This window comes from Dysgonomonas sp., assembly GCF_035323175.1.
In the GTDB taxonomy this organism is placed as follows: Bacteria; Bacteroidota; Bacteroidia; order Bacteroidales; family Dysgonomonadaceae; genus Dysgonomonas.
Genome location: NZ_DAOKYH010000002.1, coordinates 266,984 through 280,582 on the forward strand (window position 1 = coordinate 266,984; position 13,599 = coordinate 280,582).

A 13,599-nucleotide genomic window follows, 5' to 3' on the forward strand; every position below is an offset into this window, starting at 1 on the left:
GAATAACTTTAGAACTAATAAAATATGACATTTTAATAGAATAAATATTTTAATTAAGAATAAATATATAACTTAGTGAGCGATTGTTAACCGAATACCCATTTAATAACTTTCAAAATATCACATCATGAGTAGAATAGAAAATGACCTTATTAGCAGCCTGCCTGTTCCTGATAATGCTTATTATGGAATACACACTCAAAGGGCAATCAACAATTTTAACATTTCAGGAATAAAGTTGTCACATTATCCTCAGTTCATTAAAGCTTTAGCTTATGTAAAATGGGCAGCAGCCGAAGCGAATTATGAACTTGGGGTCTTGGATAAAGACATTCACGATGCAATAATAGAAGCCTGTAAAAAAGTTATAGAAGGAGATTACAACGGCCAGTTTCCGAGTGATATGCTACAAGGAGGTGCAGGAACCTCAACCAACATGAATATCAACGAGGTAGTAGCAAATATTGCCTTAGAGATTATGGGGCACAAAAAAGGTGAATATCAATACTGTTCTCCTTACGACCACGTAAATCTTTCTCAGTCGACAAACGATGCTTATCCGACAGGCGTAAAGCTAGGAATTCTCTTTTACAATGAAATGATAGAAGACACCTTGATTGAGCTAATAACAGCCCTCAAGCAAAAAGGACAGGAATTGAAGCATGTGATAACAATGGGGCGTACTCATCTGCAAGATGCCATACCAATGACATTGGGACAACAATTTGACGCATACGCTGCGACTCTAGAGAAGGAGAAGACTTCTCTGAGACAAAGCGTAAATTTGTGCCTCGAAATAAATATGGGAGCAACAGCTGTAGGTACAGGACTGAATGCTATTCCGGGTTATGACGCATTATGTGCTAAAAACCTGACACGTCTCACTCGATTCAATTTTACCTCTGCAAAGAATCTGGTAGAAGCCACATCAAATACAGGTAGTTTTGTAGCCTATTCTTCTGCATTGAAAAAGCTAGCGACAAAGCTCTCCAAAATATGTAACGATCTTAGAATACTGGCATCAGGGCCACGCTGCGGAGTACACGAAATAAATCTTCCGCCGATGCAAGCAGGTTCTTCTATTATGCCAGGGAAAGTAAATCCGGTTATTCCTGAAGTTGTTTCTCAAACATGCTTTAGAGTATTGGCAAATGATTTTGCGGTTACAATGGCTGCTGAAGCAGGTCAGCTACAACTGAATGTTATGGAACCTATTATAACGTATACTTTATTAGAATCGCAAAACCTGCTTAATAATGCGATGGTTTGCCTCAGGAAAAACTGTATTGAGGGTATTACTGCTAATGAAGAACATTGCAAAAGTCTTGTTATGAACAGTATCGGACTCGTCACTGCATTGAATCCGTATATAGGCTATGAGAATAGCACGGCTATAGCAAAAGAAGCTTTGGAAACAGGAGCGAATGTGTATAATCTCGTACTGAAGAAGAATATATTATCTAAAGATGATTTGGATAGAATATTAAATCCGGAAAATATGACGGGTGTGAAATAACACCTCCCTTTAGAAAATGGAAAAGGAGTGAAAATGTTTTTTCACTCCTTTTCTTATTTCGACAAAAAACTTCTTTCTATTAATCTTCGTCTTTCTGGCTTTCTGCATATTCTTTCAACAGCTTATCCTGAACATCTGAAGGTACGAGTTCATAGCTGGCAAACTTCATCGTAAATGAAGCACGGCCTCCTGTTAAGGAGCTGAGTGAAATAGAATAATTAGACATTTCTTTCAAAGGAACTTTTGCCTTCAAAACTTCTATTCCTCGTTCGCTTTCCATGCCCATAATCATAGCTCGACGCCCTTGCAGGTCACTCATCACATCCCCCATTTTGTCCGAAGGGACAAATACAGATATATCATATATAGGTTCAAGAATTTTAGGTCCTGCATTTTTAAATGCTTCACTAAAGGCATTGCGCCCCGCAAGCATAAACGATATTTCATTCGAATCTACCGGGTGCATTTTACCATCATATACAACTACACGAACGTCACGTGCATAAGAACCTGTTAGCGGTCCTTGTTCTAAGCGAGACATAATACCTTTGAGGATGGCAGGAAGGAAGCGAGCATCAATTGCACCTCCTACAATACTATTCACAAATACAAGTTTGCCCCCCCAATCCAAATTATACGTTTGGGTATCACGTGCCTGCACTTTAAATTCCTGACCATTAAATCTATATACATCAGGTGCAGGCATACCTTCTGTATATGGCTCTACAACCAGATGCACCTCTCCAAATTGTCCGGCTCCCCCCGATTGTTTTTTATGACGGTAGTCTGCACGAGCTGCTTTGGTAATTGTTTCACGATAAGGAATCCTAGGTTCAGAGAAAACAATTGGAATCTTATCATTATTTTCAATTCTCCATTTCAACGTTTTAAGATGGAACTCTCCTTGTCCTGATACGATCAACTGTTTTAGCTCTTTCGAATTTTCTATCAACCATGTAGGATCTTCTTCGCGCATACGCTGCAATACTTCATTCATTTTTTCAGTATCTTTTTCGTTTTCAGCTTTTATTGCACGACGATATTTAGGATCAGGATATTTTATAAAGTCGAATTTATTATCAACGCCTTTTGCATTCAGTGTATTCCCCGTACGAACATCTTTGAGCTTAACTGCCGCACCGATGTCGCCCGCAACAAGCTCTTCTATTTTTGTACGTTGTTGTCCTGCAGGAGCGAATATTTGCCCCATACGTTCTTTAGAGCCCCTATTTGTATTGATAAGATCATCGCCTTCATGTACCTTTCCGCTCATTACTTTAAAGTATGACACTTCACCTACATGAGGCTCAACGGTTGTTTTAAAGAAGAACAAGCTGGTTGGAGCTTCCGAATCCGGTTTTATTTCTTCTCCTTCTGTATTTACCGGAGCCGGTAAATCGCGTACGTAAGGAACTACATTTCCTAAAAACTCCATTGTACGACGCACACACATATCTTTTTCGGCCGACACACAGAAAATCGGATATAAATCACGATGCACTAATCCCCAACGGATTCCCATACGCATCTCATCTTCGGTGAGTGTTCCCTGATCAAAGAATTTTTCCATCAGAGACTCTTCATTTTCTGCTGCGGCTTCTACTAATTTCTGTTTTAATTCTCTTGCTTTTTCCAGTTCTTCATCCGGAATATCAAGCACCTCAGGAGCTCCACCTTCGGGTTTCCATCTGAGCATTTTATATTTTAATATATCAATCACAGCATTAAAACCTTCGCCACAATTGATAGGGTATTGTATTTGTACTGCCTTTTCGCCATACTCAGCTTTGAGTTGAGCGACAACGTTATCAAAGTCAGCCTTAGGATGATCAAGTTGATTAACGATGAAAATAACAGGCTTTTGAAGTTTTTGAGTATATCTCAATTGATTTATAGTACCCACTTCCATGCCATACTGTGCATTAAGTACCATAAGTGCAGTGTCTGTTACATTGAGTGATGTAACAACATTTCCGACAAAATCATCAGATCCCGGACAATCAATAAAATTCAATTTTCGGTTCATCCATTCCACAGAGAAAATGCTGGAAAAAACGGAATATCCATATTCTTTTTCCACAGGGAAATAGTCCGAGACAGTATTTCCATCTTTAACACTTCCTCTGCGTTTAATGACGCCGGCTTCAAAGAGCATGGCTTCGGCGAGAGTGGTTTTGCCCGCTCCCGAACTACCAAGAATTGCGATGTTCTTGATTTCTTGTGTTTGGTAAGTTCTCATGGCTAAATGTTTTTTACATGGTTAATATTATTCCTTTTACCAAATTGCCTCCATTTTGAGGCGATGTTTTCCAAAATTAATGAAATGTTCTGATGAAATAGCAAAAAAACGTATGTTATTTAGTTATAAAAGTTAGCATATAATGAATTTCAACCAAAAGATTCAAAATAAATTATCTACGATTGCTTACCTTTGCTCATATTGAGATAGATGAATCGATGGATACCGAAAAAATAAAAAACTATATCGAAACTATCATTTCCCTCTCAGAAGAAGAATGGGAAATATTGAGTACCCATATTGAATATAAAATTCTGAAAAAGAATGAATATCTCTTGTATGAGGGTGTGATCTGCAATTTTATAGCCTTCATTAATAAAGGTGTATTGATATACTGCAAAGAACTGGAGAATGGAAATGGGATGACCACAGATATGGCTTTTGAAGGAGAGTGGGTAACTGATAATTATAGCCGCCTCAAAAGACTCCCTTCTCATCTTAATATAAAAGCTATTGAAGATTGTGATCTCTGGATAATAAAAGAAAAAGATCTGCCTTATCTTTATCAAAAAATACCTTCTCTCGAACGTTTTGGGAGAATACTTACAGAACAAGCTTTTATAAAAATGACTCAAATGAGTATCGATCTACAAACTCTATCTGCAAAAGAAAGATATTTAAAGCTATTCCGTAATTATCCTGAAATATTTCAAAGAATTCCCCTGCACTATATTGCTAATTACCTCGGAATTGCACCTAAGTCATTAAGCCGTATAAGAAATACGAATTTCAAGAAAGAGTAATTTGGTAACAAATGCGGAGTAATCAATTGCTTTTCTATCCGGATATTTGTCATAATTATTAAAATATCAGAATATGAAAAAGCAATTAATAGTATTCATTCTTTTTGGATTGGCAGTTAGTATATCTGCACAAGAAACAATACCCCAGAAAAACAAGCAAAGCCATGAAGTAAAACAAGCTTTTGAAGCAGAAAGTTTATTTCCCATGTTTCTTACCGGAGGTTATCATTTTGCCTTAGGGTATAGATATGAAAGATGGAGAGTAAGAGTTAGCGTTATTAATGGTGGATCGTACAATGCTGAGAGAGCGGGGATAAACAATTCAGCCGACGACTTTAAAAGATATTACAAAACCGCTCCGGGTTTATTCTTAGGATATAATATATGGAAGAACCTCGATATATATACATTTATAGAGGCTCATAAGTTTGAAATTGAGCAAAAAGGTACAGGTGTTAAAAAGGATATGAGAAGCTTTGATTTTGGAGGCGGGATTGGTTACCAATTTTTTATATGGCGCAACCTTTATATACAACCGGCCATACATATATATTTGAGAAAAGATAAAAGTCTTGATTTTGATCAGGTACAATACAATATCCCCAATATGGATATCTCACCCGTGCTCAGGATAGGATACAGAATATGGAGTAAATAATTTATCTACACAACCGCGCAGAAGGCTCTTAATTATTTAATTAAGAGCCTTCTATTGTTTTATAGCCACCACTCTTAAAATTGTGATATTTTTTCACTTATCAGAGTCATTTTATCAAGCTTTTGATATAACTTTAGGTTTCTAAATAAAACCTTGTTAACAGCATATACACCTATGGAAAAAATCACGACTAAAGAAGTCCTTGAATGGGCAAAAGACTTTCTCGTAAGAGCAGAAAAAGAGTTAACCCCCGAGGAAGTCAAAGAACAAAAAAAGTTTGCTTCACTCATTCAAACCCCTTCTAATAAAACTGTCTTATCTAAAATGCTCGACGAATCGTCACAGATAAGAGATAAAAAACTTGTTGTTAAGCGAATGAAAGAGCTTATCAACGAATATGGCGTTCCTGATTTCTTTAGCTCATTCGATCGGCTCCAGCTAAAACTTTTTATGAACTTTGGCTCTCTGGCTCCGGGAATAGCAGTTCCTTTATTTAATAGAAGATTGCGTGAGGAGACTAATAAAATAATCATAGCGGAAGAACGCCCTACACTTACAGGTCATTTATCAGGCAGATGGAATTCCAAAATAGGACAGAATGTTAATTTATTAGGTGAAGTTGTTCTTGGCGATGGCGAAGCAAGGAACAGATACGAACATTACCTGGAAGCGTTGAAAGAACCGGATATAAATTATATTTCAATCAAGCTATCAGGCATATATGCTCAAATACATTCGCTGAGCTACGAGCAAAACAAAAAAGAGCTTTGCGAATTAGTCGCAACAATTTACCAGCAGGCAATAGATTATCCATATACAGATCAGGACGGAGTAACCCGACCTAAATTTGTGAATCTGGATATGGAAGAATATAAAGATACACACCTTACGCTCGATGTATTCGAAGAAGTATTGAGCATGCCTCAATTCAAGAATTACATGGCAGGTATTGTAATACAAGCCTATTTACCCGATGCGGGATTATTTCAGGAACGCTTATTGAAGTTTGCGAAAAAGCGTGTGGCCGAAGGAGGCTCTCCATTAAAAATGCGCTTGGTAAAAGGAGCAAACCTTCAGATGGAAAGTATTGTATCTTCACTAAAAGGCTGGCCTAACCCAATACTACCCACAAAGGTAGAAGTAGATGCCAACTATATGCACATTCTCGACATCGCTTTAGAGCCCGAAAATGCAAAAGCATTACATGTAGGTGTGGCATCGCACAATTTCTTTAGTATTGCTTATGCCTATCTGCTCAGTGAAAAGAATGGCGTTGGCGATTGTGTCACATTCGAGATGCTAGAGGGAATGGCAAACAATCTTCCGCGAGTAATAAGAGGTTTGAATAAACAAATCATTCTGTACACACCTGTAGTTAAAAAGGCACACTTCCTTAACGCTATTTCCTATCTCGTTCGGCGTCTGGATGAAAATACAGGAAAAGACAACTTCCTTAGCTATTCATTCAACTTGAAGCTTGATAGTCCTCAATGGAACTTCCTAACCAATCAGTTCCTCGAAGCATATAAGTTGAAAGATAGTATAGTTCCAAAATCATTCAGGACACAGAATAGGAAAGAAAAACCTATCCCTGTAGATATAAATGTATTCCATAACGAATCCGACACCGATCTTGACTTAGGTGCAAATAGAGAATGGGCATTAGAAGCACTGTGCAAATGGGGTACGCTTGTAGACGACAAAAACTTTGTTGTACCTGTTCAGATAGGAGATAAAGAAGTTATTACCGAACACAAAAAGAAGTACTATGATCGCAGCCGAAATGATCAGGTTTGTTTCTGCGAAGCAAATCTATCGTCACTCGATCAGATAAAAGAAATAATAAGTATTGCCGAAGAAGACAAATCGGACTGGAGAAAGACGGATGTAAACAAAAGAAATGAGATACTCCACCAAGTAGCCGAAAATTTAAGTGCGAAGCGAGGAGACCTTATCGGATGTATGGCAGCTATCACCGGAAAGACATTCGGCGAGGGAGACGTAGAAGTATCTGAAGCTATCGACTTCTGCCGTTTTTATCCGATTACGATGAAGCATTTTGCAGTACTAAGTACTGTTGAGTACAAACCGAAGGGTATCATCTTGGTGATTCCACCTTGGAACTTCCCCCTTGCAATCCCTGTAGGTGGCGTTGCGGCTGCTTTAGCCGGAGGAAATACAGTCATCCTAAAGCCTGCTACAGTAGCACTACCAATAGCATGGGAGTTTGCAAAATGCTTCTGGGATGCGGGTGTACCTAAAGATGCACTACAAGTTGTATGCAGTGCAGATCGCTCTTCGTTAGACTATCTGACCGCTCACCCTTCTGTAAAACATATAATACTTACCGGAGGTACTGATACAGCATTCCGACTATTGGAAAACAGCCCTAAGACTCCATTATCGGCAGAAACAGGCGGTAAGAACGCAATCATACTCACGGCGAATGGTGATCAGGATCATGCCATACAAAATGTGGTGTCATCGGCCTTCGGAAATGCAGGACAAAAATGCTCCGCATGTTCTCTATTCCTGGTAGACAAAACAATATACAATGACGAGAACTTCAAATCGAAACTTCGAGATGCTGTAACAAGCCTGCGTACAGGTAGTGTATGGGATACGATGAATATGGTAGGCCCAATGATAACTAACGACAACGATAAGTTAATGCATGCCATCAACAATCTCGAACCGGGCGAATCGTGGCTCGTTGCTCCGGAGTTTTTGGATGATAAGAAATATATACTCAAGCCTACTGTAAAATGGGGTGTTAAACCGGGTAGCTTTACGTTTAAGAATGAGTTGTTTGCCCCTCTATTATCTGTTGTATGCATAGACGGATTGAAAGAAGGAATAGATTATGCCAATTCATCAGAGTATGGTCTTACTGCCGGATTGCAAAGTCTGGATGAAGCAGAGCACGATCTCTGGAAAAATAGCATTGAAGCCGGAAATCTATACATCAACAGAGGCATAACTGGAGCCATCGTAAACCGTCAACCATTTGGAGGAATGAAACGTTCTGCCTTTGGCGGAGGTATCAAAGCAGGAGGTCCTAATTATGTATCATGCTTTGTCGAATTCACAGAGAAAGATGTAACGGGTGGATCTGAATATAAATACAATATAGGTGATCTTCTGGCAGACATAAAAGAAAAGGCTCGCCTAAACTTTGCTTACGACAGTTATTCAAAAGCGTGGCTAAATGAATTTTCGAAAGCTAGAGATGTTAATAATCTTTATGGTGAAGAAAACTTCTTCCGCTATTTACCTCTCAAGAGTATAGGTTTGCGCATACAAGAATCTGACTCTTTGTGCGATATCCTGTTAATCTTGTTAGCTTCCAACAGATCGGGAACTCCTGTTGTAGTTAGCATTTCGGGTAGCGACGAAAAATTAGAGGCTATAGAAAAAGCTTCAAGCATGCTGTCCGGTGTCCACATCAAGATACAAGACGAAGAAAAGTTTGTAGAAGAAATGGATTCGTACGAACGTGTCCGCACTTGTACTCCAGACCTTTCTGATGCAATCTATCGGAAAGTGGCAAAATTAGGAAAGCATATTGCATCCGACAAGCCATTAATTGAAGGGCGTATCGAACTGTTGCACTATCTGAAAGAACAAAGTATTGCTTACGAATACCATCGTTACGGCAGCATCTTTGGTGAAGATAATAAATAAGTCCAATTTTTTTGAATGAAGAGAAGAGCCCCCGACCTAGGTTATTAGGTTAAAGGGCTCTTTTTTCATTAGGAATGACTAAACAATCAATCTCTATTATATACCTAGCATAACGCCAATAGTGTAAGTATTCAGATCAGGCCCTTTATCTTTCTCAAACATCGAGAATGGAGCATAGTAACCATATACACTAACATCTCTTATCCCAACTTGCAACCTCAATCTCATATCTATAGGACGTATATTCAGATCGCGCCCCATATTCACGACTTGCTTCTTATCGTTTTCATAATATTTAACTTGCGATTTGGAATAGTATTTGAAGAAGCCCACTACCCCACCGGATATATGAAAATCTGATACCTGATATTCCAACAAGAGAGGAATAGTTATGTAATATGCCAATAGCTTTGTCGATTTATAATTAACACCCTCCGGAGCAGGAACAAAAGACGTAACGCCATTCACTTGAGTCAATGCTGCATTATCATCAAAATGATAACGAGACCATTCTGTTCCTATTCCACTGACAAATAACCAATTGGTTTTCCCTATCTGCTTATGAAAGTCGAAAAGGTTGACTGTGAAATTATGAGAGCTACTCATTTTTAATTTTCCGAAAGGAATATCTTTGTCACTATAGTTCATAAATCCCATACCAAATCCTGTCCAGTGAGAACTCAAGCTTTTTCGTTTATTCCACGAAAAGATAAAATTGTAGGTCGATCCATTGTAAAGAACACTGCTCTCGTTATCTTCCTTCGGTATTAACTCCTGAGTTTCTGTCGTAGAAACAATAACGGTATCCCCTGTATTCCTATTTATCTCCTTTATGATCTGTACTGTTTTTACTATCGTATCCTGCAATACAATCTCATCGGCATTTGCGGATATTACAACAAAACAAAAAGCTAAGAACGCAACTATTTTTTTCATATTACTATTGTATTTTTAAACGTTTATCATTCACATAAATAAAAAGATCTTTCAATTTTTTTAGCTCCAAATCGAGCCTTGCGGGTGGGAAGTTCCCTTTCAGATAAACGATTGTTATCTTATCAGGTTTATTCTTATACAAAATATATTCACCTGTTTTGCCCAATTTGTCTTTGCCGACATAATATGTCCCCGACTCCACTTTTCCATTTTTCTTAACCTCCGATACTATCACATTTTTATCGATATCAAGTTTCAGGAGATTGAGAACATCTCTTTCTTTGGCTACATCATTATTCATAATGAGGCTTTTGTAAAAAGTAATATTACTGCCCTGTGAAAGTATGTCGGACGATAGTTGTACGAGCACTGATCCCTCTTGTTTGCCATATTTGTCAAATATGCTTTTTATATTCAGGTGATCTTGTGCTAAAGCAGACATGGATACAATCTGCAATAAACAATATAACATCAACACTTTATATTTCATAATTTTCTAATTTATTCAGTAAAAGAATCCAAAATCCCGATTTGGCTGCTCACTACATCATTATCGACTTCTGATACAACGCGAATAGAATTGAGTGCAGCAACACTGACCTCTGCCTCATCCGTAACTTTCTTACCATCAACATATACAAATGTTCCGCCCATATCATTGCCAACCGATACTGAATTGAATGATCTGATGCCGATTATCAATAATATACTTGCGGCAACACTTATCCATAGATAAAAAGGTATTTTCTTCTTTTTCTTTTCTACGGCAACCTCTTTTCTTTCTGCTGAAAAATAGTTGAACATAGGTGCATATACCTTATGCCGATCTTCGATCTCGGACTGACGAAAATAATTTCGTAAGATACTTTCCTCTTCCAGGGTAGTTTGCCCCTCAAAGTATTTTTCTAAAAGCAAATCTATATCACTCATCCTATTTTCGTATTACATTATTCATACTCAAAAATTTGTCTCTAACAGCCTTACGTGCCCTCGAAAGGTTTACCCTTACTGTACTTTCCTCAGAGCCTATAATTGCTGCGATTTCGCCCAATTCATATCCATCTACATCTCGCAATGTTATAATTTGGCGTTGAGTTTCGGGCAAAGAGTCGATAATATTCCTGATGATCAACACACTGTCTTGTTGTTCAGTAAATGTATATGGAGTTATCGAATTTCCGGCAATGGATATACCATCGAGCGAAACATTATGCCTCTCCGCCCTCAACTTATCAATACATATATTTTTCAACGTCTGCATTGCAAATCCACCAACATTAGGATGATTGCTCAACTGAGATCGCTGATTCCATAACCTCAAAAAGGTTTCCTGAACAGCATCCTCAGCATCTACCTCATTAGCCAGCATATTCTTTGCAACATTCTGCAGCTTGTTGCGTAGAGGTACAACATCCGATTTGAACTTTTCTAACTCCATGTATCTAGATAACGAACCACACTGAAATTTGTAACATAAAAAGTAACATTTTAATTATATCACCAAAAACGCCTCAATTATCACCTTGCCAAAAAATCAACATAACAAACACATATACAATAGCATACAAAGAAATTAAAAATAAAAAGGTGACAAAAGTGACACATATTTCACTCTTTTTACTTGTCACTTTTCTGTTACTTTTTTATAAGCGACTTACTTATATAAGACAAATTTATTTATAAAAACATTACAACCGACGAATTAAAAGAATTTGATTAGAGCATTTAAAAATAATATTTAATCATTTGATTAAATCAATATTTTAATTTATGTTTGCAGCTCGATTAAGAAGTAAAAGGAATACATCACAAAATGGAAAAAGATATTTCGACAGAAGAAAAAATAAAAAATGCAGCCCGAAAAGTATTTCATGAAAAAGGATATGGGCAAGCCCGAACACGCGACATAGCAGAAGAAGCGGGAATAAACCTTGCCCTGCTCAATTATTATTTCAGGAGTAAGGAAAAGCTCTTTGATATAATTATGAAAGAAAGCTTACAAGAAATGTTTGGACTAATAGTAAATCTTGTAAATGCAGAAGATATTAATCTTTCTGATAAGATAGACATGATTGTCGCACGCTATATAGACTCTATCTCAAAGAATCCGAATTTACCCCTATTTGTACTAAGTGAAATACAAGCCAATCCTCACAAAATAATAGAAAATGTGGGACTTAAAGGAAAATCTATCGCAAATAATTTCCTATTTAAACAGATACAAGAACAAATAGACAAAAAAGAGATAAAAGGAGTAACCCCGCTTCAGATTTTTATAAATATAGTATCCATGTCCATTTTTCCTATCGTAGGAAAGCCTTTATTAATGAACCTGCATGCTCCTTTCGGAGAAAAAGAGTATGAAATATTTATAGAAGAACGAAAAGCATTAATTCCACAATGGATAAAAATGATGCTTCAAATAGATGAATAATAGAATCACTATGAAAAAATCATTAATCATCATCACATATTCGCTTTTCTTTTCTGCTATGGCTTTTGCTCAAAGCACACTTACCATAGAGCAATGTCAGCAAATGGCAAAAGAAAATTATCCGCTTATAAAACGGTACGGGTTGATTGAGCGGTCGAAAGAGTATAATCTCTCAAATGCCGGAAAAGGCTATTTACCTCAATTCTCATTATCGGGTAAAGCCTCTTATCAATCGGAAGTGACAAAAATTCCTATTGATATTCAGGGCATAGATATCAAAGGGCTGAGCAAAGATCAGTATTCTGCTACAATAGATGTTACCCAAACGATATGGGACGGAGGCGTAATAAGCAGCAAAAAAGATATCACAAAAGCATCATCCTATGCTGAACAAAAACAGCTGGACGTTGATATGTATAAGATAGTCTATCAGGTAAATCAAATGTACTTTGGCATCTTACTCCTCGATGCAAGGTTGAAGCAGAACGCTCTTTTGCAAGAAGAGTTACAACGAAATTTTGACTTGATATCAAGCTATATAACCAACGGAATAGCGAATCAATCAGACTTGGATGCGATAAAAGTGGAGCAACTGAAAACTGTACAAAATAAGGCGCAGATCGTTTCCAATAAAAAAGCATACTTGGACATGCTAGGTATTCTTATCGGGCAAAAGCTAAACGAAAACATCATCTTGCCAAAACCGAATGCGGACAATTTGACCATATCATCGCAAGTAAAACGACCTGAGCTGGAGTTGTTCGACGCACAATTAGTAAATCTAGAAACGCAGAAGAAAGCAATAAAAGCCGGTTACATGCCCAAATTGGGACTATTTCTCACAGGTGGGTATGGAAAACCCGCACTGAATATGCTCAATAATGATTTCTCGGCATATTACATCGGAGGAATACGTTTGTCTTGGAACTTTGGAAGCTTGTACACACAAAAAAACGATAAAAAACTAATAGAAACGAATCAAGATAATATTACAACTTCACGAGAAACATTCCTTTTCAATACAAGTTTAGAAAGCTCTCAAGAACAAAACGAAATAAACAAGAATAAAGACTTGCTAAAATATGATGACGATATAGTCATCCTTCGCAACAATGTAAAGCGAGCAACTGAAGCAAAGGTTGCAAACGGAACATCAACCATCATTGACCTCATGCGTGATGTAAATGCAGAAGATCTTGCAAAGCAAGACAGAATACAACATGAGATAGAATTGCTCCAAGCTATTTACAACTTAAAATATACAACAAACAATTGAACAAAAAGCGTAAGAAACAATGATATACTCTTTTCTCTACATCAAATGAAAAA

11 protein-coding genes are annotated in these 13,599 nt (G+C 37.4%); 6 read left to right on the forward strand and 5 right to left on the reverse strand.

What is annotated here, in order from left to right:
- Positions 1-127 precede the first annotated feature (127 nt).
- Entirely contained in the window at positions 128-1,516 is a 1,389-nt protein-coding gene (locus PKC55_RS04195) for an aspartate ammonia-lyase (RefSeq protein ID WP_291126029.1), read from the forward strand.
- Between the two features lie 79 nt (positions 1,517-1,595).
- On the opposite strand, the gene fusA2 is transcribed toward PKC55_RS04195, so the two are convergent.
- Positions 1,596-3,755 (reverse strand): elongation factor G2, encoded by a 2,160-nt coding sequence (gene fusA2 / locus PKC55_RS04200; protein ID WP_291029584.1) that lies wholly within the window; start codon positions 3,753-3,755, stop codon positions 1,596-1,598.
- 182 nt (positions 3,756-3,937) lie between these two features.
- Here fusA2 and PKC55_RS04205 point away from each other — a divergent pair, with 182 nt between their 5' ends.
- The 3 genes from PKC55_RS04205 to PKC55_RS04215 all read left to right on the forward strand — a co-directional run bounded on the left by PKC55_RS04205 (position 3,938) and on the right by PKC55_RS04215 (position 8,900).
- Positions 3,938-4,558, forward strand: a complete 621-nt coding sequence (locus PKC55_RS04205; RefSeq protein ID WP_291126031.1) for a Crp/Fnr family transcriptional regulator — start codon at positions 3,938-3,940, stop codon at positions 4,556-4,558.
- Between the two features lie 73 nt (positions 4,559-4,631).
- Complete coding sequence (locus tag PKC55_RS04210; RefSeq protein WP_291126033.1) at positions 4,632-5,216, forward strand: hypothetical protein; 585 nt, start codon at positions 4,632-4,634, stop codon at positions 5,214-5,216.
- A 174-nt stretch (positions 5,217-5,390) separates the two neighbouring features.
- Positions 5,391-8,900 (forward strand): bifunctional proline dehydrogenase/L-glutamate gamma-semialdehyde dehydrogenase, encoded by a 3,510-nt coding sequence (locus tag PKC55_RS04215; RefSeq protein ID WP_324371998.1) that lies wholly within the window; start codon positions 5,391-5,393, stop codon positions 8,898-8,900.
- Between the two features lie 96 nt (positions 8,901-8,996).
- Here PKC55_RS04215 and PKC55_RS04220 read toward each other — a convergent pair whose 3' ends face one another.
- From PKC55_RS04220 to PKC55_RS04235, 4 genes are read right to left on the reverse strand one after another with little or no spacing between them, the layout of a single operon-like run.
- Entirely contained in the window at positions 8,997-9,836 is an 840-nt protein-coding gene (locus PKC55_RS04220) for a hypothetical protein (protein ID WP_291126483.1), read from the reverse strand.
- A 4-nt stretch (positions 9,837-9,840) separates the two neighbouring features.
- Positions 9,841-10,326, reverse strand: coding sequence for a DUF6108 family protein (locus tag PKC55_RS04225; RefSeq protein ID WP_291126481.1), 486 nt, complete (start codon positions 10,324-10,326; stop codon positions 9,841-9,843).
- Positions 10,327-10,337: 11 nt separating this feature from the next.
- Complete coding sequence (locus PKC55_RS04230) at positions 10,338-10,766, reverse strand: PG0215 family putative anti-sigma factor (protein ID WP_291126480.1); 429 nt, start codon at positions 10,764-10,766, stop codon at positions 10,338-10,340.
- Position 10,767: 1 nt separating this feature from the next.
- Positions 10,768-11,274, reverse strand: a complete 507-nt coding sequence (locus tag PKC55_RS04235) for a GFO_1088 family ECF-type sigma factor (RefSeq protein WP_291126478.1) — start codon at positions 11,272-11,274, stop codon at positions 10,768-10,770.
- A gap of 375 nt (positions 11,275-11,649) precedes the next feature.
- Here PKC55_RS04235 and PKC55_RS04240 point away from each other — a divergent pair, with 375 nt between their 5' ends.
- Positions 11,650-12,270: a TetR/AcrR family transcriptional regulator gene (locus PKC55_RS04240; protein WP_291125595.1), complete on the forward strand. Its 621-nt coding sequence runs from the start codon at positions 11,650-11,652 to the stop codon at positions 12,268-12,270.
- A gap of 10 nt (positions 12,271-12,280) precedes the next feature.
- Positions 12,281-13,546, forward strand: a complete 1,266-nt coding sequence (locus PKC55_RS04245) for a TolC family protein (RefSeq protein ID WP_291125597.1) — start codon at positions 12,281-12,283, stop codon at positions 13,544-13,546.
- Positions 13,547-13,599: the final 53 nt, after the last annotated feature.